The organism is Micromonospora sp. WMMD961, assembly GCF_029626145.1.
Classification (GTDB): domain Bacteria; phylum Actinomycetota; class Actinomycetes; order Mycobacteriales; family Micromonosporaceae; genus Micromonospora.
The window spans coordinates 6,614,208-6,638,953 of sequence record NZ_JARUBJ010000002.1; the positions used below are offsets into that span (position 1 = coordinate 6,614,208).

Consider the following 24,746-nt stretch of genomic DNA (forward strand, 5'->3'; position numbering starts at 1 on the left):
CCCGGCTCACTCCTCGCGCTCACCGGACCCCTCCGATCACGGCGGCGGCCAGGCCGATCAGCAGCGCGCCGGCCAGTACGCCGGCGGCGGCCCGGGGCAGTGCCGCGCGGTGCAGCACGGCCAGCCCCGCCCCCAGCGCGGACGCAGCTCGCCCACTGCCCTCGACAGCGCCGTCCACGACCACCTCGTCGGTCGTGCGCGCGGCGCCGGCCAGCGCCCGGACTGGGCGTACGACAACTGTGTGCTGGGCGTCGTCGAGCCGGAACGCGCGGGCGAAGACCGGCCCCAGCGGACCCAGCGCGACCGCCGGGTCGGCGGTCGGGTTCCGACGCCAGCCCAGCGTGACCAGCCCGGCGCCGACCAGCAGCAACGCGAGCGGCAGCAGCACCCCCGGCCCCACGTGGACCAGGCCGTCCTCGGAGCCGGCCACCGGCACGGTCGGGAACCGCAGGCGGTCGGCGAACGCCCCGACGAACCCGGCCAGACCGAGCAGCGCGGCCGGCACGGCCAGCAGCAGGACCGGCCAGCGCAGCACCGCCGGTGGGTCGTGCGGTCGGACCAGCGGCAGGCGGGGTACGCCGAAGAAGGCGCGCAGCAGCAGGCGACCGGCGTACCAGGCGGTGATCGCCACGCCGAGCAGACCGGCCAGCCACACCAGCCAGCCCACCCAGGACGGCGCCGGGCCGGTGCCCTCCAGCGCGGCGGCCTCGGCCACCGTCAACACGCCGTCCTTGCTCCAGAAGCCGGCGAACGGTGGCACCCCGGCCAGTGCGCCCAGGCCCACCACCGTGCACCAGAACGTGACCGGCATGCTCCGCCGCAGCCCGCCCATCTCCGACATCAGGGTGGTGCCGACCGCGTGGATCACCGCGCCGGCGGCGAGGAACAGCAACGCCTTGAACGCGGCGTGGGTGAGCAGGTGGAACAGCGCGGCCGACGGGGAGCCGACGGCCAGCGCACCGGTCATGTAGCCCAACTGGGACACCGTCGACCAGGCCAGCACACGTTTGATGTCGTCCTGCGCGGTGGCGGCGAGCGCGCCGAGCAGCAGGGTGATCGCGCCGACCACCCCGAGCACCGTCAGCGTCACCGGCGCGGCCGTGAACAGCGGGTAGAGGCGGGCCACCGCGTACACCCCGGCGGCGACCATCGTCGCGGCGTGGATCAGCGCGGAGATCGGCGTGGGGCCGGCCATCGCGTCCGGCAGCCAGGTGTGCAGCGGGAACTGCGCGCTCTTACCGGCGACCCCGGCGAGCAGCAGCAGGCCGGCAGCGGTCAACGTCGCGCCGGAGTGGTCGTGGGCGAGCACGTCGGCGATCCGGAAGCTGCCCGTCGACACGCCCAGCAACGCGATGCCGAGCAGGAACCCGACGTCACCGACCCGGGTCACCAGGAACGCCTTCATCGCCGCCGCCGGCGCGCCGGGCAGTCGGCGGTCGTGGGCGATCAGCAGGTACGAGCAGAGGCCCATCACCTCCCAACCGACCAGCAGCATGATCAGGTCCCCGGCGACCACCACCAGCAGCATGGCACCGGTGAAGAGGCTGATCTGGGCGGCGTACGGCGGGTAGCGGTGGTCGACGTCGATGTCGTCGTGTGGACCGCGCCGCAGGTAGCCGATCGAGTAGACCTGCACGGCCAGGGCGACAGCGGTGACCGCCACCGCGACCAGCGCGGCGGCGCCGTCCAGCCGTACGCCGAGGGTCACCATCAGACCGCCGACCTCGACCCAGGTGGTCGACGTCTCCGTCGGCCCGTCGACGGTCAGCAGCAGCGCGACGGCCAACGCCAACGCGCCGGCCGCACCGGTGACGCCGAGCACGACGGCCGCCCGTCGGGCCCGACCGCCGCCGGTCGTGTCGTCGTGGCGCGGGGCCGGCGGCAGTAACAGGCCAGCCAGACCGGCGGCGAGCGGGACGGCGGGCAGCAACGCCCCGAGCAGCCCGGTCACCGGCCCGCCTCCGTGTCCAGGACGGCCGGCTCACGCCCGTCGACGACCTGTGCCGGCTCGGTCAGGGGCACGTCGTCGACCGCCACGGTGGCCCGCAGCCGGTAGAGCTGCAGCACGATCGCCAACCCCACGCCGATCTCGGCGGCGGCGAGGACGATGACGAACAGCGCGAAGACCTGCCCCGAGTGCGGGAGCACGGCGCGGGCGGTGGTGTCCGCGGTGACCAGGATCAGGTTGACCGCGTTGAGCATCAGCTCGACCGACATCAGCACCAGCACCGCGTTGCGTCGGCGCAGTACGCCGTAGACGCCGAGCCCGAACAGCAGCGCGGCGGTGACGTACGGGATGACCGGCCTCACCGGCGCCCCCCGGTCTCCGCGTCGACCAGCTCGGTGGGTGCCGCCGTCGCGCGGCTGGGCGGACGGCCGATGTCCGGCCGGGACAGCACGATCGCGCCCACCAGGGCGGACAGCAGCAGCACGGAGAGCACCTCGAACGGCAGCACCCAGGACTGGAAGATCTGCTCCCCCAGCCGCTCGGCGGTGCCCGTGTTGGGCAACGCGACGGTGCTCCAGCGGTACGCGTCGACGAGCAGCACGGTCAACCCCAGCCCGGCGCCACCACCGATCAGGGCGGCCGGCCAGCCGGGCCGGTCCAGGTCGTCGGAGGCCCCGATCGGAGCCCGGGTCAGCATCACCGCGAAGAGCAGCAGGACGACCACCGCGCCCACGTAGATCAACACCTGCACCCAGGCCACCAACTCGGCGCTGAGCAGCAGGAAGTCACCGGCCAACGCGCCCAGGCACACCACCAGGTAGAGGCCGGCCCGGACCAGGTGTTTCGTGGTCACCACCAGCACACCCGCACCGACCGCCACCGCGCCGAGGGCGAGCAGCAGCACGTCCGCCCCGGTCACCGGAGCGCCTCTCCGGCTCGGGCGGTCACGACGCGGGGTCCTGGTCGGCTTCGGGGCGTACCGCTGGAGGGGCCGGACGGGCGGCGGCCTTGCGCGCGGCGGCGGTCTCCTCCTTGGCCGGCTCGCCGTTCGGGTCGTGCGCGGGCGGCGGCGGCACGGTGGCCATCCACTGACCGAGGTGGTCCTTGTCGTGCAGCAGGTCCTTGATGTCGTACTCGGCGTACTCGAACTCCGGTGACCAGTACAGCGCGTCGAACGGGCAGACCTCGATGCAGATGCCGCAGTACATGCAGAGCGAGAAGTCGATGTCGAACTTGTCGAGCACGTTGCGTTGGCGAGGACGGGCGGCGCCGGGCACCGCCACCTCCTCCTTGTGCGAGTCGATGTAGATGCACCAGTCCGGACACTCACGGGCGCAGAGCATGCAGACCGTGCAGTTCTCCTCCGACAGCGCGATCACGCCACGCGAGCGCGGCGGCAGCTCGGGGGCGACGTCCGGGTACTGCTGGGTGGTCGAGCGGCTGGTCATCGTCTTGAGGGTGACCGCCAACCCCTTCACCAGGCCCGCGCCGGGCAGGCTGCGGTCGCTGGTGTCGCCGCGCTCGCTGGGGTCGCTCATGTCGACCATCCTGCCCTGTGGCCACGGCGCGCGCGACCACCACCCACAGGTCCAGGGCGGTACGGTGGTCGTGGGGAGAACGACGCACCCGGAAGGACCTGCCATGACCGCCGCGCTGCAGAGCGACCACCCGCCCGAGAGCGAGTGGACGACTGACGATCTGGATGCGCTGCCCGAGGATGGCCGCCGCCGGGAACTGCTCGATGGAGTGCTGCTGATGTCCCCCTCCCCCACCCGTACCCACCAGACCATCGCGATGCGTCTTGGTGCCGCGCTCGACGAAGACTGCCCCGACGGCTACGACGTGACCCAGGGCGTGGAGGTGCGGATCAACCGCACCCGGTCGTTCATCCCCGACGTGCTGATCACCACCGCTACCGCGGCGGCTCGGGAGCCGGCGAAGTACGAGCCGCACGAGGTGGTCCTGGCCATTGAGATCGTCTCGCCCAACACCCGTTCGATCGACCGGGTGTTGAAGCCGGCGCTGTACGCCCAGGCCGGCATCCCCTACTACTGGCGGATCGAGACGGAGGGCGGCGAGTTGGAGGTCGTCACCTACCGGATCGACGCGGTGAACGAGGTCTACACCGAGACCGGGCGGTGGACGAAGTTCGTCGACACCGGCGAGCCCTTTCCGATCAACCTGCCGATCAGTCGGATCACGCCCCGGGTCCGTTGACGACGGTCGGGGGCAACATCTCGACGCCGAGTTGTTGCAGCAGTTGGAACAACTCGTTGCAGCTCCACACCTCGACGATCCGGCCCGCCACGTCGAAGCGCAGGAACGTCGCGCCGGAGTAGCTGACCACCTGACCCGTCGGCGGCACCGGCCCGAACTGCCCGACGTGGGTGCCGGCCGCCCGCCAGTGCACCGCCACCCGCTCGCCGGCCGCCACCACGTCCACGACCTTGTAGCGCAGGTCCGGGAAGGCCGCCCGGCGCTCGCGGTGCCAGGCCAACGTCGCCTCCGGCCCGGTGCCGCCCAACCCGGGGCACTCCTCGGCCACCAACTCGTACGCGGACTCCTCCCGACGCGCGTTCCACACGTCGGCGATGAACCGCCGGGCCGCCGCCTCCACATCCGTCATGCCGGCGAGGGTATCCGGGCTCACGCCGTCGGCCGGTTGGAGATCGGTCAGGATGGGAAGCAGGGCAGTAACAACACCGGGAGGGTCACGTGGGCGAGGAAACAGGCGGCAAGTACGTCGAGCCGGGTGGCGAGTTCACCCGCGACCAGCGGTACATCGCCACCCGGATCACCAAGGACGGGCGCGACGGGTACCCGGTGGAGCCGGGCCGGTACCGGCTGGTGGTCAGTCGGGCCTGCCCGTGGGCGAACCGCCTGATCATCGTGCGACGGCTGCTCGGCCTGGAGGACGCCCTCTCGATGGCGGTGGCCGGCCCGACCCACGACGCCCGGAGCTGGACCTTCGACCTCGACCCGGACGGCCGGGACCCGGTACTCGGCATCGAGCGCATCCAGGACGCGTACTTCAAGCGCTTCCCCGGCTACGAGCGCGGCATCACCGTGCCGGCGATCGTGGACGTGCCGACCGGGCAGGTGGTGACCAACGACTACGCGCAGATGAGCCTCGACCTGTCGACGCAGTGGGTCGCGTACCACCGCGACGGCGCCCCGCAGCTCTATCCCGAGCACCTGCGGGCGCAGATCGACGAGGTCAACGACGTGGTGTTCCGGGACGTCAACAACGGTGTCTACCGGTGTGGATTCGCGGGCAGCCAGGAAGCGTACGACAAGGCGTACCACCGGCTCTTCGACCGGCTAGACTGGCTGACCGAGCGACTGACCGACCAGCGTTACCTGGTCGGCGACACCATCACCGAGGCGGACGTGCGGCTGTTCACCACCCTGGTCCGCTTCGACCCGGTCTACCACGGTCACTTCAAGTGCAACCGGCAGAAGTTGAGCGAGATGCCGGTGCTGTGGGCGTACGCCCGGGACCTGTTCCAGACACCCGGTCTCGGTGACACCATCGACTTCGACCACATCAAGCGGCATTACTACGAGGTGCACCGCGACATCAACCCGACCGGAATCGTGCCGCTCGGTCCCGACCTGTCGAACTGGCTCAGCCCGCACGGCCGGGAGGCGCTTGGTGGCCGCCCCTTCGGTGACGGCACCCCGCCCCCGCCGCCGCTCGAGCCGGTCGACCCGGCGCACACCCCGCTGCGCTGACCGGTCCACCTCGCGTCATTTCGTCGCCCCTCGCCGGGCTCGCCGCAAGGTCCGCGCAAACGATCAAGTCGCCAACCCACGACCTGAACAGTTACCCGGGAAGTTGCACGGATCTCGGGCGGTCGGGCGTGGGGGTGGGCGTGGGGCGTGGGACGTGGGGCCGGCCGGGTTTGCCGGTCGCGGGCCTGGCGCGGGGATGGTCGTGAGGATGCTTTCGAGCTGAATCGTTTGTGACATCGGGCGGCATCCCGGGCAGCGGCTGCGGCAGCGGCAGCGGCAGCGGCAGCGGCAGCGGCAGCGGACGATTCGTTTACGACATCAGCTCGAAAGCGTCTCTCGGGACCACCTCGACGCGCCGCGCTGAGCGATCCGGCCCACCTCGCGCAAGATGATCGCGCGCGGCTCGGGCACTGTCGCGCGAGGTCAGAGGGCGATGCGGACGGCCGCCGTGAGGACCAGTTGCCCGAGGGACGCCGGCACCAGCACCAGCCAGCAGAGCCGTTGCAACTGGTCCTCGCGCAGCCGGGGGTAGGACACCCGAAGCCAGATGATCACGAACGACACGGCGAATATCTTGAGCAGTGTCCAGAGCCAACCGAGCTGGTCGTCGGCGAACGGGCCCTGCCACCCGCCGAGGAACAGCACAGTGGTCAGCGCGGCGATCACCACGATGCCGACGTACTCGGCGAGCAGGAAGAACGCGAACCGCAGCCCGGTGTACTCGGTCATGTAGCCGAAGACCAGCTCCGAGTCGGCCACCGGCATGTCGAACGGCGGTCGGCGGATCTCGGCCAGCCCGGCGACGAAGAAAATGATCATTGCGGGCGCCTGCCAGAGCAGCCACCACGGCTGCCACGCCTCGACGATGCCGGAGAGGCTGAGCGTGCCCGCCGCCATCGCCACCGAAGCGGCCGCCAGCACCAACGGCAGCTCGTAACCGAGCAACTGGGCGGCCCCACGCAGCCCACCGAGCAGGCTGTACTTGTTGGCCGACGCCCACGCCGACATCAGCACGGCCACCACCCCGACACCGACCACGGCCAGCACGAAGAACAGGCCGATGTCCAGCGGTTGCCCGACCAGGTCGTTGGGGCCGAGCGGGATCACCAGCAGCACCAGCAGGTAGGGCACCAACGCCACCGCCGGGGCCAGCCGGAACACCGCCCGGTCCGCCTCCCGCGGAGTCACGTCCTCCTTCTGCACGAACTTGACCCCGTCCGCGACCAGCTGGGCCCAGCCGTGGAAGCCGCCCGCGTACATCGGGCCGAGCCGGCCCTGCATGTGCGCCATCACCTTGTGCTCGGCCTGGCCCACCAGCAACGGCAGGGTGAGGAACGCGACCACCACGCCACCCACCCGCAGCACCAGCTCCACCCAGAGCGGCATCAGGTCGTACCCCCATCGTGGTCGGGCCGGTCGGTCGGCGCCGGGCCGTCGTCACCGGCGGCAGGCCGGGGAGTACGCGCCGGCCGGGCCCCCGGAGCGGGCCGCGCCGGCCGCTCGCCGGCCGGCCTGGCCGGGGTGCCGCCGCGCGGGCCCTCCCCCACGCCGCCCGCGCCGGCCGGGGTGGGCGTGGTGCCCCACTCGCCGGGAGCGGGAACGCCCGGCGGGCGGATCGGCCGACGTCCGCCGCCGGCCTCCGACTCGCCCGGTTCCTTCGCGCCCGGCCAGGGCTTGGCCACCCGGGACGCGAGCACGAACTCCTTACGCAGCGGGTGGCCCTCGAACTCCGGCGGCAGCAGCAGCGGACGCAGCTCCCCGTGGCCGGCGAAGTCGATGCCGAACATCTCGTGGGTCTCCCGCTCGTGCCAGGCGGCACCCGGGTAGACGTCGACGACCGAGGCGACAGTGGGTTCACCGCGCGGCAGCCGGGTACGCAGCAGCACGCCGTGCCGAAGCCGCGTCGACCAGAGGTGCGCTACCACGTCGAAGCCCTCCGCCAACTCGTCGACGGCGGAGAGCCAGTCGAAGAAGTCGCAGGCCAGCTCGGTGTCGTCGCGGGCGGCGTGCACAGCGGCCAACCAACTCGCCGGTGGCACGTCGACGGTGGCACGGGCGAACCGTTGCCCGCCGGAGACCGACGGGGTCGCCTCGACCGGCGCGAGCAGCGCGATCAGCCGAGCGCCGACCTCTTCGGGAGTCATGCCGCTGATCCTAGTGCCGCCCGCGCCCGCACCTGGCCGCCGCCGATCCCCCGCGATCTGCCAGCTTCGCGCGCGGCGCAGCCCGCGACGAGGAAGGATGAGGGAGTGCGCGCTGTGACTGTGACACCCGGGGTGGCCAACTCGCTGCACCTCGTCGAGGACCAACCGGAGCCGGCTGCCGAGGAGGGCTCGGTCCTGGTCGAGGCGCTCGCCGTCGGCATCTGTGGCACGGACCACGAGATCATCGCGGGGGACTACGGCGAGGCGCCGCCGGGGGCGGACCGCCTGATCATCGGGCACGAGTCGCTGGGCCGGGTGATCGAGGATTCAAGCGGCACCCTGCAACCCGGCGACCTGGTGGCGGGGATCGTCCGGCACCCCGACCCGGTCCCCTGCCCGAACTGCGCCGTCGGCGAGTGGGACATGTGCCGTAACGGGCAGTACACCGAACACGGCATCAAGGCGCTACCCGGGTTCGCCCGCGACCGTTGGCGGATCGAACCACAGTTCGCGGTCGCGCTCGACCCGGCGCTGGCCCAGGTCGGCGTGCTGTTGGAGCCGACCAGCGTGGTGGCGAAGGCCTGGGACCACATCGAGCGGATCGGGCACCGGGCCGAGTGGCAGCCGCAGACCGTCCTGGTGACCGGCGCCGGCCCGATCGGGTTGCTGGCCGCGTTGCTCGGCACCCAGCGCGGGCTCAGCGTGCACGTGCTGGACCGGGCCACCGAAGGCCCGAAGCCGGAGCTGGTCGCCGGGCTCGGCGCCACCTACCACGCGGTACCGGTCAACGACCTGCAGTTCGAGCCGGATGTGGTGATCGAGTGCACCGGCGCGCCCACTGTGGTCCTCGACGTCATGTGCAAGGCGGCCCCGAACGGGATCGTCTGCCTGGCCGGGGTGTCCAGCGGCGGCCGGAGCATCGACTTCGACGCCGGGGCGCTCAACCGGTCCCTGGTGCTGGAGAACAACGTGGTGTTCGGCTCGGTGAACGCCAACCGGCGGCACTGGAGCATGGCCGCGCAGGCTCTCGTCCGCGCCGACCAGGTCTGGCTCGAGTCACTCCTCACCCGTCGGGTGCCGGTGAGCCGGTACGCCGACGCGTACACCCCCGGGCCGGACGACATCAAGGTGGTGCTGGAGTTCGCGTCCTGAGTGACGCCTCGCCCGATCAGATCCCCGGCAGCCGACCGTTGCGGAACAGGTCGACGAAGAGCTGGTGGTCCTGCCGGGCGCGCACCCCGTACGCGTGCGCGAAGTCCACCAGGTGGGCGACGAAGCCCCGCTCGTCGGTGTCCACCGCCGCGACGATCGCCTCCTCGGTGGAGTAGTCCACCAGGTCGTGACTGGACTCGTCGTCGGCGACCGAGTGCATCCGGGCCACCGCCCGACCGAGGTCGACCAACACCCCGGTCAGCTCCTCCGGCTCGTTCACGTCGGACCAGTCCAGGTCCGCGGCGTACGGGGACACCTCGGCGACGAGCTGACCGGCCCCGTGCAGCTCGGTGAAGCCCAGCCACGGGTCGGCGTGCGCCTGCAACGCCCGCTGCGACTCGGCGGTCCGGTGCCCCTGGTGCTGGAAGTATCCGCGAACCGACTCGTCGGTGACGTACCGTGCCACGGCCGGCACCTGCGCCTGCTTCATGTAGATGACGACGTCGTTCTCCAACGCCTGGGTGTGCCCCTCCAGCAGCAGGTTGTACGACGGCAGTCCGGCCGAGCCGATGCCCACCCCCTTGCGCAGCACCACGTCCTTGATCCGCGCCGCCACCGGCCGGAGCTGCGTCGAGCCGACCGGCAGGGTGCCCAGGTAGTCCTGGAAGGCGGCGCTCACCAGGTCCCGGGTGGCGTCGTCGATCTCGAAGACCCCGTCACCGATGGAGAAGCGTCGCTCGTAGTTGTCGATCGTCGTCTGCGCGGCGAGCAGGTCGACGCGGGTGTTGAGCCGGGCCTGCTGGAGCACCCGGCGCAGCACGCCGTCGGCGTTGTCCAGGGTGATCGAGCCGATCGCGTCGTCACCGCCGGCGGCGATGGCCCGCAGCTCGGTCAGGTACGACCGGGCGAAGCCGGCCACCAGATCCCCGATCGCCGTGTCGGAGAGCGCCTTGCCGTAGCCGAGCAGCGCCACGCTGGCCGCGAGCCGTCGCAGGTCCCAGGTGAACGGGCCGACGTACGCCTCGTCGAAGTCGTTGACGTTGAACACCAGTTGCCCGGAGCCGTTCATGTATGTGCCGAAGTTCTCCGCGTGCAGGTCACCGTGGATCCACACCCGGCTGGTCTGTTCGTCCAGGAACCGGTCGTCGGCGAAGTCGCCGAGCTGGTCGGCGTAGAACAGCGCGGCACTGCCGCGGTAGAAGGCGAACGGCGAGGCCGCCATCTTGCGGAACTTGCGGCGGAAGGCGGCCGGGTCGATCGCCATCGACGCGCCGAACTCCTCGGTGAGCACGTCGACGATGTGGGCGGTCCGCTGCTCCACTGAACTGCTCATGAACCGCAGGCTAGCCCGGCCCGGCCACCCCGAGCCTCGGACAACCGACTTGTCCCCTTCGACCGGGAAGTCGACCCGGGACAGCCCTGGGCGGCCTCGTCACCCATGCTGAACCGACGTGAATCGATGGTGGTGCAACCAACATGGGTTCGCTGACGTCTGTCTAGGCAGCCGGCGCGATCGGCGCCGGCTGCCATCACGGGAGGACCAGATACACGTGTTCAAAAAAACGGGGACCCTACTCACCGCCGCGCTGCTCGGCCTGACCGCGACGGTCGCCACGACCGGCCCGGCGGTCGCCGCGCCCGTCCGCGCCGGTGACCACACGCTCTCGGTGGGCAGGCTGATCCTGAGCCCGACCGACCGGGGATACCAGGGCAGCGTCTCGGTGACCGTCACCAACACCGGCAGCGCCACCGACTACTTCCACTACAAGCTGCGGGAGCCGGTGCCGGGCGCCTTCCAGCGCGACGACCTCAACTGCGACATGTTCGACATGCGGGTGGAGCAGAACCGCCGGGTGTTCAACTGCGCCCTGACCGACACCTGGGTCGAGTTGGCCCCGGGCCAGAGCATCCGGAACGAGCTGGACTTCCACGTACTGACCGACCCACGGCGGTACCCGATGAGCATGAACGGCGGCTGGGTCGAGGCCTACTCCACCAACGGCGGTCTGGTGGCGCGCACGTCGTTCGGCGCCCTGTTCCGGTCCACCACCGGTTCGCTGATCCGTCCCCGGCCCTACGTCCAGGACGCCCAACCGGACGCCTCGATCAGGCTGGACGGCCCGGTGACGGAGTTCCCGGGCGGTGAGGGCAACCTGCGGGTGCCGGTGACGATCCGCTACGACGGCGACGCGCCGCACAACAGTTTCTGGGTGCAGGCCAGTTCCCTGCCGGCCGGCTCCGTGTTCTGGCACACCGACCCGGCCGACGGCCCGGTCGGCGGCAGCGGCGCTCTGGTGCCGGTGCCGGGCCTGCGGTTGATGCCCGGCGAGGAGTACAGCTTCGCGCTGGTCATCAGCCCGCCGACCGATCCGGCCGACGCCACCAAGTTGATCGACATCGAGGTGACGACCGACTGGTACCCGACGACTCCCGACGTCGACCCGAGCGACAACGTCGTGCGGACCGCGCTGGCTGTCGGCGCGAACGGCTGACCTGTCGATCCGGTCGCCGCTCGGACCCGTCCGGGCGGCGGCCCGCGCCGTCAGTTGGCGGCGGGCGGGCGCACCGGCGCAGCGGTGAGGGAGTCGACGGAACGCGGGGCAGCGGCTTCGCGGGGCGGCGCGTCCAACGGCGCGGCCAACACGTCGCGTTGCGGCACGCCACCGATACCGGACTGCTCGGCGGCGATCTTCTCCTGCAGGCGCAGGATGCCGTGCAGCAGCGCCTCCGGCCGGGGCGGGCAGCCGGGCACGTAGACGTCGACCGGGATGAGCTGGTCCACACCCTTGGTCACCGAGTACGAATCCCAGTAGGGGCCGCCGCAGTTGGAGCAGGCACCGAACGAGATGACGTACTTCGGCTCGGGCATCTGGTCGTAGAGCCGCTTGATCGCCGGAGCCATCTTGTCCGTCACCGTCCCGGACACCACCATCAGGTCTGCCTGCCGGGGGCCGTGGGCGAACGGGATCACGCCGAGCCTGATGAAGTCGTGGCGACCCATGCTGGTGGCGATGAACTCGATCGCGCAGCAGGCCAGGCCGAAGTTGAACACCCAGAGCGAGTAGCGACGCCCCCAGTTCAACACGAACCGGATCGGCTCACCGAGCACTGCCGGTAGCTGCACGACCGCCCCCTTCTGTCCCCCACCGGACAGTCAACCACAGCGACTCCGAGCCTCGTTCCTGGCTTCGGGCGCCAATCAGAGCCGCCGCCGACGAGAGGCGCAGGAATCACCATCGAAGCTGACACGGGAAGACGGTTGACCTGCCGATCGGGCCCGGCCGAGATTCTCGGCCGGGCCCGATCGGGCGCCGTCGTCCCGACGGCACGTCACACTCAGGCCGTCGTCACCGTCGAGCTGGGTCCGGCCAGTTCAGCGACACCCGGGCCGGGGCCGATCTCGCCGGGAGCACCCGGGCCGGGGCCGATCTTCGCGGCCACACCCGGGCCGGGGCCGATCTCGCCGGGAGCACCCGGGCCGGGGCCGATCTTCGCGGCCACACCCGGGCCGGGGCCGATCGCAAGGACCACACCCGGGCCGGGGCCGATCTCGCCCGGAGCACCCGGGCCGGGGCCGATCGCCGTGACGGCTGCCGCCGCGCCGCCCAGGCCGAGGGCCAGGCCGGCTGCCGCAGTCACTCCGGTGATCAGGATCTTTCGCATCGTCATGGTCTCTCCCCGTGCCGTTTGGTTGATGACCTGACCGTACGGAAACGACGAATAACACAAAACCTACTTATAGCGGCACTTATCTATACTTATGCCCGTTGATGTACCACCTGATCTGTGCCACGCGGGCGCGATGTCTCGGAGACGACAGGGAACGCCTACCGGTTCTCCCGCAACCTGCCGGCGTACCCGAATGTGTGACCGGTGCTGGCGAACACGCCGCCCGCGGCCACCACGGGGAGGACGAGTGCTTGTGACGAGAGAAGTACAGGTGGGCGGACGGCCGCCGGACCCGCTGGGCAACTCCACCTCGGCCGCCAACGAACTGGTCTTCGACGACTTCTACCACGCCCACTTCCGCTCGCTGGTCGTGCAGCTCACCGCGTACACGGGTGACCGTGGGCAGGCACAGGACCTGGTCCAGGAGGCGTTCTGCCGGGCGTACGCCCGCTGGGACCGGGTCGCCCGGTACGAGGACCCGTTGGCCTGGGTACGCAAGGTCGCCTGGAACCTCGGACACAACCGCTGGCGGCGGTTACGGACCGCCCAGTCGTGGCTGGTACGGCAACGGGTTACCCACGTCGCCGGGCCGAGCCCCGACCGGGTCGCCCTCGACGTCGCGCTGGCGAAGTTGCCGCCGAAACAGCGGCGGGCTGTCGTTCTGCACTACCTCGCCGACCTGTCGGTCGCCGAGATCGCCGCGCAGGAGCGGGTCGCCGAGGGCACCGTCAAATCGTGGCTGCACCGGGGCCGCACGGCCCTCGCTGCCCATCTGCGGGACACCAACGAGGAGGTGCGGGATGTCTGAGCAGGAGACCCTCGGCCTCGCCGAAGAATTTGCCCACTACCGCCGTACCGTGCTGGACAAGGTCGAGGTGCCCGGTCCCGCCGCCGTCCGTCGGACGGTGCGGGGTCGCAACCGACGCCGGTGGGGTGCCACCGCCACGACGGCGCTCGCGCTGTTCGGCGGGTCCGCCATCGGGTACGCGGCGATGAGCGGCCCGGACCACCAACCGGGTCCGGTCGACCCGACGCCGAGCATCTCGGTGTCGCCCACGCCGGAGGGATCGACGAGCCCGACCCCCGGCCCCTCCGTGACCACCGGCGGCCCCGCCTCCGCCGTGCCCGACGGCCGGATCAGCCGGGCGCAGTTGCTCGGCGCGTCGGTGACCCTGCCGGCGTGGCGGGCCGGGCGCGGCTGCCCGACGTCGGCCGTACGGATCAGCGGTGACGACCGCGAGGGGGTCAACTGGCTGGTGGCGCTCGACCACGGCGACGTCGACGGGGACGGTGCGGTGGAGACGGTGGCACTGGTGCAGTGCGTGCTCGGCACCGGCGGCCCGATGCAGGTGGTCGCCTTCGACCGGGACGAGCAGGGGAAGGTGATCACGCTCGGCCGCGTGGTGGCGACGACCATCGACAAGCCGCAGTGGTTGTTCGCCCTCGACGTGGTGGCCGACGGCACGGTCCGTGTGCAGGTGGGTGACATCGCCCCCGGGGGCGGCTGGCCCGCCGAGTGGTCACAGCGGCAGTGGCGGGGCTACCGCTGGAAGGGCGACGCCTTCGCTCAGGTCTCCGGGCCGACGAGCTTCGGCCCGAACCGGCACGACGTCAACCTCGTCGTCACCGCCACGAACCTCGTGCTTGCCGACGCCGGGGACGGCTCCAAGGTCGGCACGGTCACCGTGCGCATCAGAAGCACGACCGGATCGGCCGCCTACGTGGCTCTGCGGCTCGGCCTGCCGCCAGCCGTTCGTCCCGACGGCAGTGGATGGGCGGCGTGCCGCAACGACCCGGAGACGACCCGGGAGCCGGTGACGTGCGACCTCAACGGACTCGGAGCCGGCAAGGAAGCCAAGCTCACGCTCGGCTTCCGGGTTCCGGCGGGCACCAGCGTCGGCACCGGCAAGGCCGACGTGGACGTCCGGGCGATGGACGCGAACTTCGACTTCGTGGAGGAGGTTTACGTACCGGACAACACGGTCTCGATCACCTACGGCTGAGGCGGTCCGGTCCACCGTCCCGCGACGGTGGACCAGACCGGGCGCCGTCACCAGGTGGGACGTTGCAACAGGCCGACGAACTCCACCAGCAGGCGTTCGCGCAACGCCGGCGGGGCGGCGTCGAGCAGCGTGTTCACCACCGCGAGGCGGTCCGGCGTCGACGCTCCCCCGCCACCGAGTCCGAGCCCGGCGGCCAGCCCGGCGACGAGTTCGGGCGTGAGGGCGTCCGGTGTCAGCGACGTCGCCAGCGCGATGAGCTCGGGCGGGAGGGCGACCGGACCGGCCGCCCGGGCGGCGGCCACCGCCTCGACCAGGTCCGGCCCGAACTCGGCGACCCGGGGCGCGACCGAGGCGGTCACCGTGAGGTGCACACTCGCCGGCAGCCCCGCGTACGACAGTTGGGGCTGGGTGTGCCAGCCGCGCGCGGTCAGCTCGTCGACCAGGACGAACAGGTCCGGGCCGCCCTCGGTGGCGGTGAAGCACACCACCGTCGACTCCGGCTCGGCCATCAGCCGCAACCCGTCGGCGGCGCGTACCGCGTCGGCCAGGCCGGCGACCGCGTCCCGGGTGACGGTGGCGAGCCGCAGGTAACCGTCGTCGCCGAGGTGCCGCACCGTGGCGTACGCGGCGGCGATCGGCCCGCCCGAGCGGGTGGACGCGATCACCGGGTTGATCATCGTGTAGCCGGGCCAGTCGGCGTACGCGAAGTACTGCGGGGCGCGGAGCGCGGCGTCCCGGTGCAGCAGCACCGACACCCCCTTCGGCGCGTACGCGTACTTGTGCAGGTCGACCGAGATGGACGTGACCCCGGGTACCGCGAAGTCGAACGGCGGCACCGGCTCACCGAGGCGACGCAGGTACGGCAGGGTCCAGCCGCCGAAGCAGGCGTCCACGTGGCAGCGCACCCCGGCGGCGGCGGCCGCCGCCGCGATCTCCGCGACCGGGTCCACCACCCCGTGCGCGTACGACGGCGCGGAGCAGGCGACGAGCACCGTCTCCGGACGGATCGCCGCGGCCATCGCGGCCGGATCGGGACGCAGGGTGTCCGGGGAGACCGGCACGACGTCCATCGCCACCCGCAGGTAGTGCGCCGCCTTGGCGAATGCGGCGTGGGCGCTCGACGGCACCACGATCCGGGGCTCGGCGATCTCCGGGTGCGCGTCCCGGGCCGTCTTGACCGCGAGGATCAGCGACTCGGTACCGCCGCTGGTGACACTGCCCACGACGTCCGGGGCGGTTGTGCCCGGGCCAGCACCGAGCACCCGGCCGGCAGCGCCGACCAGGGCGTTCTCCATCGCCAGCAGGGACGGGAACGCGGTCGGGTCCAGCCCGTTGACGTGTGCGCTCTCCCGGTGCGCGGCGGCGGTCAGCTCGTCCAGGCCCGGCACCGCGGGGTCGTAGACGTACGCGAACAACTGCCCCCCGTGGGTCGGCCGGTCCCCGGCGCGCAACTGCCGTAACTCGTCGAGCGCGACCTCCGCCGGCACCCCGAGAGGCAACGTGGCCCGGTCCTCAACCCTGGTCTCGTTGATCATGGAGTTGTGGTGCCCTTCTCGTGACGGTCAACGGCTTTCGTCCCCACCACAACTCCATGATCGACGCGGTCGTCACGGATCGGGTCAGCCAGGGCGGCGGGGGTGAGGGTGTACTGGCGGAGTAGGAGGATCGGCGGGGCGATCAAGAGGGCCGGGATCAGCGTGAAGCCGAGCAGGACGCCCAGGCGGGCACCGTCGGACTGGGCGGCGGCTGTTCCGGTGTCGGAGGAGACGTAGCCGGAGAGCTGGAGCACCAGGCCGTAGATGCCCGGACCCAGCGCCAGCCCGAGGGTCTCCCCGGCCGTCCACAGGCCCGTGAACACACCCGCCTGTCGCCGACCGGTGCGCCTGGTGTCGTACGCGATGCAGTCCGGCAGCATCGACAGCGCGAAGACCTGCTGCCCGGCGTACCCGACGCCGATCACCGCGACCACCAGGTAGACGGCGACCGTCGGCAGCACCGACGCGGCGACCAGGGTGAGCGCCCCGACGGCGAGGATCAGCGAGGCGGCGACCAGCGCGGTCCGCTTGCCCAGCCGGGCACCGACCCGGGACCAGATCGGCATCACCAGCAGCGCCGGCCCGACGAAGCAGACGAAGAGCAGGGTCGGCCCGCTCTCGTCGTCGCGCAGGATCTGCCCGGCGAAGTAGTTGACCCCGGCCAGGATCGTCGCCACCCCGGCGGACTGCACGACGAAACAGATCAGCAGCGCCCGGAACGGGCGGTTGGCGGCGGCCACGGCGAGTTGGGCGCGCAGACTCGGCTCGCTCCCGCTCACCGTGCCGGTCGGCGCGGACCGGGTGCCGAGGAACGCCCCGACGGCACCGAGGGCGATCAGCGCCGCCACGAACAACCCCATCCACCGGTGCCCGGCCACACCGTCGCCGCCGGCGCTCACCACCAGCGGGGCGACCGCACCGGAGACCAGGATGGCCAACGCCAGCACCGCGATCCGCCAGGTCATCAGCCGGGTGCGCTCGGCGTAGTCGTCGGTCAACTCCGCCGGCATCGCCACGTACGGCACCTGGAAGAAGGCGAACGCGGTGGCGGTGGCGAGGAAGGCGAACGCCACGTACGCCGCGGCGGCCGGCCCGTTGCCGAACGGCGCGGCGAAGATCGACGCGAAGAGAACAGCGAGCGCGAGGCCAGCGATGAGCAGGTACGGGCGGCGAGCGCCCCAGCGTGACCGGGTGCGGTCGGAGATTCGCCCGGCGACCGGGTTGACCAGCACGTCCCAGGCCTTGGGCAGCAGCACCAGCAGGGCTGCGAGTCCGGCGGCCACGCCCAGCGTGTCGGTCAAATACGGCAGCAGCAGCAGACCGGGCACGGTGCCGAACGCGCCGGTCGCCAGCGAGCCGAGCGCGTAGCCGGCGTGCACCGGGCGAGGCAGCGAGCCGGCGGCTGACCAGCCGGTGCCCGACGGCATTGTCATGGGGCCGAATGTTACTCACGTTATGTCGGAGGTCACATCCCCTCATCCGCCCGCCTGACGCGGACATCAGTCCAGTCGGGTTGACGGCAGTCGGACGCGCAACCGCCTCCGCAGTCTCGGAGTGTTACCAGCACCGACGGCAGACCAGCCCGGCGGTGACGGGGGAGGGGCAGTGACAGCAACGATGGGAGCCCACGCCAAAGAGCCACCGGCGGCACGGACGGCCGGTGCGACGGTCGAGGTGACGATCACTTTCGACGACTTCTACCACGCGCACTTCGGCAGCGTGACCGCCCAACTGTGCGCGTACGTCGGGGATCTCGGACACGCGCAGGACCTCGCCCAGGAGGCGTTCTACCGGGCGCTGGCCCGCTGGGACCGCCTGGTCCGGTACGACGACCCGGTGGCCTGGGTCCGCCGGGTCGCCTGGAACCTGGCCCGCAGCCGCTGGCGACGCCTGCGAACCGCCCGCAACCACCTGCTGCGGCAGCGGCCCACCGAGGCGGAGGTCGCCGGGCCGAACCCCGACCGGGTGGCGATCGACGCGGCGCTGGCGCAACTGCCCGCCAACCACCGCCGAGCGGTCATCCTGCACTACCTGGCCGACCTGTCGGTGAGTCAGATCGCCGCCCAGGAAGGGGTGGCCGAGGGCACCGTCAAGTCCTGGTTGCACCGCGGTCGGACGGCACTGGCCGGACTGCTCGACGAGAACACCGAGGGGGTGTGCGATGTCTGACTTCGACCCGCTCCTGCGCGAGCGGCTCTCCGCGTACCGCAACGACGTGGTCAGCCGGGTCACCGGCCCCGGCCCCGACCAGGCCCGACGCCACCTGCGCCGACGCCGTCGGATGACGGCGATGGCCGTGGCCGCCGCGGCGGTCGTCCTGGTGGTGGCCCCCGTCGTCGCGAACGCCGCGCTGCGCGGCGACCGGAACCCGCCGGTGCCGGCGGAGTCCGTCGAACCGACGGCACCGCCGACGTCGACACCGTCGACGCCGACGCCGACACCGACCGGGTCACCGTCGACGACCACCAGTACCCCGAGCGCTCCGGACGGGCGGATCAGTCGGGCCCAACTGCTCGCCACCCGCGTCGACCTGCCGAGCTGGCCGTCGGGCATGGCGGAGGGCGGCTGCACCACCTCGAAGGTGCGGCTGAAGGACGACACGACGGACACCTACGTGTCGATGCTCGCCGACAACGAGTTCGAGCACGGCGACATCGACGGCGACGGTGCCGTCGAAACCATCGCCGTCGTCGCCTGCCGGTACGGCGAGGCGTCGGCGAAGCAGGTGGTGGCCTTCGACCGGGACGCCGACGGCCGGATCGTGACGGTGGGCAGGGTGGTCCGGACCGGCGACGGGTTCGACGACATCCGCACCACGGAGATCACCCAGAACGGGTCGGTCGAGGTGCGCGTCGCCGACATCGTGCCGTGCTGCGGCACACCGACCTACCTGCGGCGGGAGCAGGTGCGGACGTACCGGTGGGACGGGGAGCGGTTCGGTCAGACCGACGGCCCGACGACGTTCGGCAAGGACCCCCGACTCACCGACCTGAGGTTGAGCATGACCCACGAGTTGGTCGACGTCCCCGGCGCCGACACCCGCCAACTCACCACCGTCTTCACAGTCACCAACGCGGGGCCGCTCGACGCGCCGCAGATCTCGTTCCGTGGCTTCGACTTCGAGCCGGCGGGCGGGGACTGGTCGAAGTGCGACCCGAACCCCGCGCCCCAGGCCGACAACCCGTCATGCCTACTGCCCGGAGTGCCTGCCGGTGAGTCGCGCCGTTACACCTTCGTCCATCTGGTCCCGGGTACGACCGGACCCGACGCGCAGAACCGGAGGTTCTGGGTCTACCACCACGACGCCCAGGAGCGGCTGTGGCCCGACCCGAAGCAGGACGACAACAGCGTCGTGCTGCCTTTCCGGCTCTGAACCACCTCGCGGCGCCCTGTCCCCTGCCGGGGGCGGGGCGCCCGCCCGGCAGGGCTGCTCGGTCACCCCTGCTCGCCGGGCGACCAACTCGCCGTCATGTCCACCCCGGCCGGGCGCAGCGGCACCCCCTCGGCGCGCAGTCGGGCCCGCGCCTCCCGCTCGTGGCCCGGTGGCAGCCGGCCAGCGGCCGTCACCACCCGGTGCCAGGGCACCGAGCCGCCGTGGCGGGCCATGATGGTGCCCACCAGTCGCGCGGACGCGCGACCCGATCGTTCGGCGAGCGCGTCGGCGACCGCGCCGTACGACATGACCCGGCCCTCCGGGATCCGCTCGACCAGGTCGAGCACCGCCTCGACGTACTCGTCAGGTGTCACAATCCGCCACCATATGGGAACGCCGCCGGGTGGTGCGGCCGTGACCACGCAGAATGGGCGGGTGCGCGACGCAGTCACGGCGGCCCGGCGGGTCGTCGTCAAGATCGGATCCTCCTCGTTGACCACCGCCACCGGCGGCCTGGCCGAGAAGCGCGTCGACGCGCTCGTCGACATCCTCGGTCGGCTCGCCGCCGAGGGGCGCGAGGTGGTCCTGGTGTCCTCCGGCGCGATCGCCGCCGGCCTCGCCCCCCTCGGCCTGATCCGACGCCCGCGCGACCTGGCCACCCAGCAGGCCGCCGCCAGCGTCGGGCAGGGGCTCCTGATCGGCCGGTACGCGGCCAGCTTCGCCCGGCACGGCCGCACGGTGGGGCAGGTGCTGCTCACCGTCGACGACGTGACCCGGCGGGCGCACTACCGCAACGCGTACCGGACGCTGCGCAAGCTGCTCGACCTGCGGGCGGTGCCGATCGTCAACGAGAACGACACGGTGGCCACCCAGGAGATCCGGTTCGGCGACAACGACCGGTTGGCCGCGCTGGTGGCCGCGCTGGTGCACGCCGACCTGCTGGTTCTCCTCTCCGACGTGGACGCGCTCTGGACCGGTGACCCCACCAAGCCGCAGTCGACCCGGATCACCGAGGTTCACGGCGACGCGGATCTCGCCGGGATCACCATCGGCGGGGCCGGCCGGTCCGGTGTCGGCACCGGCGGCATGGTGACCAAGGTCGAGGCCGCCCGGATCGCCACCGGCTTCGGCATCCCGGTGGTGCTCACCGCCGCCGACCTGGCCGGCCCGGCGTTGGCCGGTGAACCCGTCGGCACGCTGTTCCACCCGCAGCGGCAACGCCCGACGGCCCGGCTGTTCTGGCTGGCCCACGCCACGTCACCCCGTGGGCGGCTGCACCTCGACCCGGGCGCGGTGGCCGCCGTCGTCGGGCGACGCAAGTCGCTGCTACCGGCCGGCATCACCGCCGTCGACGGCACGTTCACCGCGGGCGACCCGGTGGACCTGGTGGACACCGCCGGCGCGTCGGTCGCCCGAGGTCTGGTCAACTACGACGCGGTGGAGCTGCCCGGGCTGCTCGGCCGCTCCACGTCCGAACTCGCCGCGGCGCTCGGCCCGGCGTACGAACGAGAGGTCGTCCACCGCGACGACCTGGTGCTGCTGTAAGCAAGGGCCCCCTGTTAACGCCTGGTGTTGTACAAGGGGCCCTTCCTAACGCGAGGAGCAATCGATGAGCGTGAGCGAGCAGGCGAAGCGGGCGCGGGACGCCGCCGCGGATTTGGCCGTGACCACGCGTACCGTCAAGGACGCCGCGCTGGTGGCGATGGCCGACGCGCTGGTGGCGCGTACCTCGGAGATTCTGGCCGCGAACGAGGTGGACCTGGCAGCCGGCCGCGAGGCCGGGCTGAGTGCGTCCGTGCTGGACCGGCTCGCCCTCGACGCGGGACGGGTCGCCGGCATCGCCGACGCGCTGCGCCAGATGGCCGCGCTGCCCGACCCGGTCGGCGAGGTGGTCCGAGGTTCCACCCTGCCCAACGGGCTGGAGCTACGTCAGATCCGGGTGCCGTTCGGGGTGGTCGGCATCATCTACGAGGCGCGACCCAACGTGACAGTGGACGCCGCCGGGATCTGCCTCAAGTCGGGCAACGCGGCGCTGCTGCGCGGGTCGTCCTCGGCCGCACACTCCAACGCCGCGCTGGTCGAGGTGCTGCGCGACGCGGTCACCGAGGCCGGGCTGCCGGCCGACGCGGTGCAGCTGCTCGACGCCAGCTCCCGCGACTCGGTCAAGGAGCTGATGCGCGCCCGAGGGCTCGTCGACGTGCTCATCCCGCGTGGTGGCGCGTCGTTGATCCGCACCGTGGTCGAGGAGTCGACAGTGCCGGTGATCGAGACCGGGGTGGGCAACTGCCACGTCTACGTGGACGCCGCCGCCGACGTCGCGAAGGCCGTCGCGGTGACGCTGAACGCCAAGACGCAACGCCTCTCCACCTGCAACACCGCCGAGTCGCTGCTGGTGCACGCGGACGTCGCCGACGCGTTCCTGCCGCCGATGCTGGCCGCCCTCGCCGAGGCGGGGGTGACCGTGCACGGCTCCCCCGAGGTGGCCGCGTACTCCGCCGCCGTCGTCCCGGCCACCGAGGAGGACTTCGCCACCGAATACCTGTCCGCCGACATCTCGGTCGCGGTGGTCGACTCACTGGACGCGGCGGTAGCGCACATCCGCCGCTTCGGCACCGGGCACACCGAGGCGATCCTCACCGACTCGGCGAGCGCGGCGCGCGACTTCGTCGCCCGGGTGGACGCGGCGGCGGTGATGGTCAACGCGTCGACCCGGTTCACCGACGGGGGCGAGTTCGGGTTCGGGGCGGAGATCGGCATCTCCACCCAGAAACTGCACGCCCGTGGCCCGATGGGTCTACCCGAGCTGACCAGCACCAAGTACGTGGTCACCGGAGACGGGCACCTGCGCTAGCCGGCTACGCGGCGGCTCCGGCCGGCGTGGGCCGGGCGGCTCGGATCGCGGACAGCGTGGCGTGCACGTCGAACTGGTGGCCGTCATCGCTCTCCCAGCCGCCGTCGCTGCGCTGGGTCTCGGCCAGCCGGCGCAGAGCCCGCACCATGATCCAGTCCTGTGGGTCGATGCCGGCCCTGCGCAGCGTGGCCGCCAACCACGCCACATTGCCCGCAGACATCTTCGGCATCCGTTCGGCGAGCACCACCTGGATCCGCGCCGACTCCTGGAACATCTCCTGCCGGTGCAGCACCGACGCGCTCAACCAGCCGGCGGCGAGGTACGAGGGCCAACTGCCGTCCGGACGCAGCCGCGCGGCCAGCGAATGGGCCGCCGCCTGCACCACCCCGGCGTACGCCCCACCGACCCGATGGTCGAGCGGGCCCGAGGCGCGCGCGTCCAGGCCGGCGACGGTGAGCCAGAAACCGGCGTTGGCCGACACGAGGAACCCTGCCTCCGGGTCGCCGGGTCGGGCCCACTCCGGGGCCGAGTCGGCCAGCGACGCGTCCTCGTCCCAACCGCCGTCGGCCTGCTGCCGGGACGCCAACCAGTCGAGCGCGCGACGAGCTGCGGGACGGCCGAGTGCTCCCAGGTCGTCCAGCTCGGCGAGCCGGAAGCAGGTGGCGTCGATCGAGGCGATCGGGCCGCCCCAGGTGGCCGGCCAGCCGCCGTCTGGCGACTGGCCGACCTCTGCCGTCTCCAACAGGTTGGCGGGCACCGCGGTGCCGTTGCGCAGCCAGGAGAGGCGGGCGCGTTCCACCGCATCACCGTGCGCCACGACGAACCCGATCGCGGCTTCCAAGTCGACCACGGCGGGAACGCTACCTGCGCAGATGCGATCCCGCCTCGGGGAATCGGTTGGCCTGGCATGGCTGCGTCGCTCCGACCGCAGGGCCAATCATCGTGACTTGCGTCGATTCGCCCGGGCGGCGGGTGCGACGGTCACCGGGCCACCGTCACGGGCGGCGTGCGACCGCTACCGGGGCCGCCGTCGCGGGCCGGGGCGGCCCGTTCGGCCGCCCCCGGCCCGGTCGGTCAGTACGCCGGCAGCGCCGGATCGATCTGCTTGATCCAGGAGAGCACGCCGCCCTGCACGTGGACGGCGTCCCGGAACCCGGCCGCCTTGAGCGCCGCGAGCGCCTCTGCCGAGCGAACGCCGGACTTGCAGTGCAGCACGATCTGCCGATCCTGCGGCAGCTTCGCGAGTGCCTCACCGGAGATGATGTCGCCCTTGGGGATCAGGGTGGCGCCGGGGATCCGGACGATCTCGTACTCGGCCGGCTCGCGCACGTCGACCAGGAAGATGTCCTTACCGGCGTCCTGCCAGTCCTTGAGCTCCAGTGCCGTGATGGTCGAGTCGAGCGTTGCCTCCTGGGCCTCCTCGGAGACCGCGCCGCAGAAGTCCTCGTAGTCTTCCAGCAGGTCGGTGACCGTCGGGTTCTCGCCGCAGAGCGCGCAGTTCGGGTCCTTGCGAACCTTGATCTTGCGGTATTCCATCTCCAGGGCGTCGTAGACCATCAGGCGGCCGACCAGCGGCTCACCGATGCCGGTGAGCAGCTTGATCGCCTCGTTCACCTGGATCGAGCCGATCGACGCGCAGAGCACACCGAGCACGCCGCCCTCGGCGCAGGAGGGCACCATGCCCGGCGGCGGCGGCTCCGGGTAGAGGCAGCGGTAGCAGGGGCCGTGCTCGGCCCAGAACACCGACGCCTGACCGTCGAAGCGGTAGATCGAGCCCCACACGTACGGCTTGCCGAGCAGCACCGCCGCGTCGTTGACCATGTAGCGGGTGGCGAAGTTGTCGGTGCCGTCGACGATCAGGTCGTACTGGGCGAAGATCTCGCGGACGTTCTCCCGGTCCAGGGCGGTGTTGTGGATCTCCACGTTGACCAGTGGGTTGATCTCGCGGATCGACGCGGCGGCGGACTCGGCCTTGGACCGGCCGACGTCGGACACACCGTGGATGACCTGGCGCTGGAGGTTCGACTCGTCGACGGTGTCGAAGTCGATGATGCCGAGCGTGCCGACCCCGGCCGCGGCGAGGTACAGGAGGGCGGGTGACCCGAGGCCACCGGCGCCGACACACAGCACCCGGGCGTTCTTCAGCCGCTTCTGCCCCGTCACCCCGACGTCCGGGATGATCAGGTGGCGTGAGTAGCGGCGGATCTCGTCAACGGTCAGCTCGGCGGCGGGCTCGACGAGCGGGGGCAACGACACGGTGGACTCCCCGGGATCGGCGGTGTGAACCGCGCCATTGTTGCTCGCCGGGGCCCCGCTCGGCCATGAGGGAGGACACG

Annotated in this window: 24 protein-coding genes and 1 pseudogene; 10 read left to right on the forward strand and 15 right to left on the reverse strand. The window is 71.8% G+C overall.

The genetic code is table 11. From position 1 onward, the window contains the following. Nucleotides 1-19: 19 nt before the first annotated feature. The 4 genes from O7614_RS30270 to O7614_RS30285 are packed head-to-tail and all read right to left on the reverse strand — an operon-like array spanning nt 20 to nt 3,495. Nucleotides 20-1,951, reverse strand: coding sequence for an NADH-quinone oxidoreductase subunit L (locus O7614_RS30270; RefSeq protein ID WP_278141766.1), 1,932 nt, complete (start codon nt 1,949-1,951; stop codon nt 20-22). Further along, nucleotides 1,948-2,310 (reverse strand): NADH-quinone oxidoreductase subunit NuoK, encoded by a 363-nt coding sequence (gene nuoK / locus O7614_RS30275; protein ID WP_278141767.1) that lies wholly within the window; start codon nt 2,308-2,310, stop codon nt 1,948-1,950. The genes O7614_RS30270 and nuoK overlap by 4 nt, the downstream gene beginning before the upstream one ends. Continuing rightward, on the reverse strand, nt 2,307-2,867 hold the full coding sequence (locus tag O7614_RS30280) for an NADH-quinone oxidoreductase subunit J (RefSeq protein WP_278141768.1): 561 nt from the start codon (nt 2,865-2,867) through the stop codon (nt 2,307-2,309). The genes nuoK and O7614_RS30280 overlap by 4 nt, the downstream gene beginning before the upstream one ends. Nucleotides 2,868-2,892: 25 nt before the next feature. Further along, complete coding sequence (locus O7614_RS30285) at nt 2,893-3,495, reverse strand: NADH-quinone oxidoreductase subunit I (protein WP_278141769.1); 603 nt, start codon at nt 3,493-3,495, stop codon at nt 2,893-2,895. 94 nt (nt 3,496-3,589) lie between these two features. On the opposite strand from O7614_RS30285, the gene O7614_RS30290 reads away from it, so the two are divergent. Further along, complete coding sequence (locus tag O7614_RS30290) at nt 3,590-4,165, forward strand: Uma2 family endonuclease (protein ID WP_278141770.1); 576 nt, start codon at nt 3,590-3,592, stop codon at nt 4,163-4,165. On the opposite strand, the gene O7614_RS30295 is transcribed toward O7614_RS30290, so the two are convergent. Further along, a complete protein-coding gene (locus O7614_RS30295; RefSeq protein ID WP_278141771.1) occupies nt 4,146-4,574 on the reverse strand; it encodes an ester cyclase in 429 nt (142 codons plus the stop codon). The genes O7614_RS30290 and O7614_RS30295 overlap by 20 nt on opposite strands. Nucleotides 4,575-4,663: 89 nt before the next feature. On the opposite strand from O7614_RS30295, the gene O7614_RS30300 reads away from it, so the two are divergent. Further along, the gene (locus O7614_RS30300; RefSeq protein ID WP_278141772.1) at nt 4,664-5,683 is read left to right on the forward strand and encodes a glutathione S-transferase C-terminal domain-containing protein; all 1,020 of its coding nucleotides are present in this window, start codon (nt 4,664-4,666) and stop codon (nt 5,681-5,683) included. Between the two features lie 423 nt (nt 5,684-6,106). On the opposite strand, the gene O7614_RS30305 is transcribed toward O7614_RS30300, so the two are convergent. Further along, complete coding sequence (locus O7614_RS30305) at nt 6,107-7,069, reverse strand: complex I subunit 1 family protein (protein ID WP_278141774.1); 963 nt, start codon at nt 7,067-7,069, stop codon at nt 6,107-6,109. Next, nucleotides 7,069-7,827 carry an NADH-quinone oxidoreductase subunit C gene (locus O7614_RS30310; protein WP_278141776.1) on the reverse strand — a complete coding sequence of 253 codons (759 nt, stop codon included), beginning with the start codon at nt 7,825-7,827 and terminating at the stop codon, nt 7,069-7,071. The genes O7614_RS30305 and O7614_RS30310 overlap by 1 nt, the downstream gene beginning before the upstream one ends. Nucleotides 7,828-7,932: 105 nt before the next feature. Here O7614_RS30310 and O7614_RS30315 point away from each other — a divergent pair, with 105 nt between their 5' ends. Further along, entirely contained in the window at nt 7,933-8,979 is a 1,047-nt protein-coding gene (locus O7614_RS30315) for a glucose 1-dehydrogenase (RefSeq protein WP_278141777.1), read from the forward strand. A 16-nt stretch (nt 8,980-8,995) separates the two neighbouring features. Here the strand turns inward: O7614_RS30315 and O7614_RS30320 are convergent, their stop codons facing one another. Beyond that, nucleotides 8,996-10,312, reverse strand: coding sequence for a DUF2252 domain-containing protein (locus O7614_RS30320; RefSeq protein ID WP_278141778.1), 1,317 nt, complete (start codon nt 10,310-10,312; stop codon nt 8,996-8,998). Between the two features lie 217 nt (nt 10,313-10,529). On the opposite strand from O7614_RS30320, the gene O7614_RS30325 reads away from it, so the two are divergent. Next, nucleotides 10,530-11,471, forward strand: coding sequence for a hypothetical protein (locus O7614_RS30325; RefSeq protein ID WP_278141779.1), 942 nt, complete (start codon nt 10,530-10,532; stop codon nt 11,469-11,471). 50 nt (nt 11,472-11,521) lie between these two features. On the opposite strand, the gene O7614_RS30330 is transcribed toward O7614_RS30325, so the two are convergent. Both O7614_RS30330 and O7614_RS30335 read right to left on the reverse strand, forming a co-directional pair. Continuing rightward, nucleotides 11,522-12,103 carry an NADH-quinone oxidoreductase subunit B gene (locus tag O7614_RS30330; protein ID WP_179781058.1) on the reverse strand — a complete coding sequence of 194 codons (582 nt, stop codon included), beginning with the start codon at nt 12,101-12,103 and terminating at the stop codon, nt 11,522-11,524. A 212-nt stretch (nt 12,104-12,315) separates the two neighbouring features. Then, nucleotides 12,316-12,648: a hypothetical protein gene (locus tag O7614_RS30335; protein WP_278141780.1), complete on the reverse strand. Its 333-nt coding sequence runs from the start codon at nt 12,646-12,648 to the stop codon at nt 12,316-12,318. Nucleotides 12,649-12,919: 271 nt separating this feature from the next. On the opposite strand from O7614_RS30335, the gene O7614_RS30340 reads away from it, so the two are divergent. Together O7614_RS30340 and O7614_RS30345 are read left to right on the forward strand one after the other, a co-directional pair. Continuing rightward, nucleotides 12,920-13,456, forward strand: coding sequence for a SigE family RNA polymerase sigma factor (locus O7614_RS30340; RefSeq protein WP_278141781.1), 537 nt, complete (start codon nt 12,920-12,922; stop codon nt 13,454-13,456). Next, a complete protein-coding gene (locus tag O7614_RS30345; protein ID WP_278141782.1) occupies nt 13,449-14,651 on the forward strand; it encodes a hypothetical protein in 1,203 nt (400 codons plus the stop codon). Before O7614_RS30340 ends, O7614_RS30345 begins: the two co-directional genes overlap by 8 nt. A gap of 47 nt (nt 14,652-14,698) precedes the next feature. On the opposite strand, the gene O7614_RS30350 is transcribed toward O7614_RS30345, so the two are convergent. Both O7614_RS30350 and O7614_RS30355 read right to left on the reverse strand, forming a co-directional pair. Continuing rightward, nucleotides 14,699-16,186, reverse strand: coding sequence for an aminotransferase class V-fold PLP-dependent enzyme (locus tag O7614_RS30350; protein ID WP_278141783.1), 1,488 nt, complete (start codon nt 16,184-16,186; stop codon nt 14,699-14,701). Continuing rightward, the gene (locus O7614_RS30355; protein ID WP_278141784.1) at nt 16,183-17,619 is read right to left on the reverse strand and encodes an MFS transporter; all 1,437 of its coding nucleotides are present in this window, start codon (nt 17,617-17,619) and stop codon (nt 16,183-16,185) included. Before O7614_RS30355 ends, O7614_RS30350 begins: the two co-directional genes overlap by 4 nt. 172 nt (nt 17,620-17,791) lie before the next feature. Between O7614_RS30355 and O7614_RS30360 the strand changes: the two genes are divergently transcribed. Then, entirely contained in the window at nt 17,792-18,355 is a 564-nt protein-coding gene (locus O7614_RS30360; protein WP_278141785.1) for a SigE family RNA polymerase sigma factor, read from the forward strand. After that, a complete protein-coding gene (locus O7614_RS30365) occupies nt 18,348-19,559 on the forward strand; it encodes a hypothetical protein (protein ID WP_278141786.1) in 1,212 nt (403 codons plus the stop codon). Before O7614_RS30360 ends, O7614_RS30365 begins: the two co-directional genes overlap by 8 nt. 62 nt (nt 19,560-19,621) lie before the next feature. On the opposite strand, the gene O7614_RS30370 is transcribed toward O7614_RS30365, so the two are convergent. Beyond that, nucleotides 19,622-19,933, reverse strand: a complete 312-nt coding sequence (locus tag O7614_RS30370; RefSeq protein WP_278141787.1) for an MGMT family protein — start codon at nt 19,931-19,933, stop codon at nt 19,622-19,624. Nucleotides 19,934-19,946: 13 nt separating this feature from the next. On the opposite strand from O7614_RS30370, the gene proB reads away from it, so the two are divergent. Then, complete coding sequence (gene proB / locus O7614_RS30375) at nt 19,947-21,104, forward strand: glutamate 5-kinase (protein ID WP_278141788.1); 1,158 nt, start codon at nt 19,947-19,949, stop codon at nt 21,102-21,104. A gap of 64 nt (nt 21,105-21,168) precedes the next feature. Beyond that, on the forward strand, nt 21,169-22,410 hold the full coding sequence (locus O7614_RS30380) for a glutamate-5-semialdehyde dehydrogenase (protein WP_278141789.1): 1,242 nt from the start codon (nt 21,169-21,171) through the stop codon (nt 22,408-22,410). A gap of 4 nt (nt 22,411-22,414) precedes the next feature. Here the strand turns inward: O7614_RS30380 and O7614_RS30385 are convergent, their stop codons facing one another. Both O7614_RS30385 and moeZ read right to left on the reverse strand, forming a co-directional pair. Continuing rightward, nucleotides 22,415-23,260 carry a prenyltransferase/squalene oxidase repeat-containing protein gene (locus O7614_RS30385; protein ID WP_278141790.1) on the reverse strand — a complete coding sequence of 282 codons (846 nt, stop codon included), beginning with the start codon at nt 23,258-23,260 and terminating at the stop codon, nt 22,415-22,417. 224 nt (nt 23,261-23,484) lie between these two features. Continuing rightward, a pseudogene (gene moeZ, locus O7614_RS30390) lies at nt 23,485-24,733 on the reverse strand (adenylyltransferase/sulfurtransferase MoeZ). Between the last annotated feature and the right edge of the window lie 13 nt (nt 24,734-24,746).

What these genes read in the sequence shown, in the direction of transcription:
- O7614_RS30285 (WP_278141769.1), bottom strand. Translation starts at nt 3,495, where the DNA reads ATGGTCGACATGAGCGACCCCAGCGAGCGCGGCGACACCAGCGACCGC.
- O7614_RS30290 (WP_278141770.1), top strand. Translation starts at nt 3,590, where the DNA reads ATGACCGCCGCGCTGCAGAGCGACCACCCGCCCGAGAGCGAGTGGACG.
- O7614_RS30295 (WP_278141771.1), bottom strand. Translation starts at nt 4,574, where the DNA reads ATGACGGATGTGGAGGCGGCGGCCCGGCGGTTCATCGCCGACGTGTGG.
- O7614_RS30305 (WP_278141774.1), bottom strand. Translation starts at nt 7,069, where the DNA reads ATGCCGCTCTGGGTGGAGCTGGTGCTGCGGGTGGGTGGCGTGGTGGTC.
- O7614_RS30310 (WP_278141776.1), bottom strand. Translation starts at nt 7,827, where the DNA reads ATGACTCCCGAAGAGGTCGGCGCTCGGCTGATCGCGCTGCTCGCGCCG.
- O7614_RS30320 (WP_278141778.1), bottom strand. Translation starts at nt 10,312, where the DNA reads ATGAGCAGTTCAGTGGAGCAGCGGACCGCCCACATCGTCGACGTGCTC.
- O7614_RS30335 (WP_278141780.1), bottom strand. Translation starts at nt 12,648, where the DNA reads ATGACGATGCGAAAGATCCTGATCACCGGAGTGACTGCGGCAGCCGGC.
- O7614_RS30345 (WP_278141782.1), top strand. Translation starts at nt 13,449, where the DNA reads ATGTCTGAGCAGGAGACCCTCGGCCTCGCCGAAGAATTTGCCCACTAC.
- O7614_RS30350 (WP_278141783.1), bottom strand. Translation starts at nt 16,186, where the DNA reads ATGATCAACGAGACCAGGGTTGAGGACCGGGCCACGTTGCCTCTCGGG.
- O7614_RS30355 (WP_278141784.1), bottom strand. Translation starts at nt 17,619, where the DNA reads ATGACAATGCCGTCGGGCACCGGCTGGTCAGCCGCCGGCTCGCTGCCT.
- O7614_RS30365 (WP_278141786.1), top strand. Translation starts at nt 18,348, where the DNA reads ATGTCTGACTTCGACCCGCTCCTGCGCGAGCGGCTCTCCGCGTACCGC.
- proB (WP_278141788.1), top strand. Translation starts at nt 19,947, where the DNA reads ATGGGAACGCCGCCGGGTGGTGCGGCCGTGACCACGCAGAATGGGCGG.
- O7614_RS30380 (WP_278141789.1), top strand. Translation starts at nt 21,169, where the DNA reads ATGAGCGTGAGCGAGCAGGCGAAGCGGGCGCGGGACGCCGCCGCGGAT.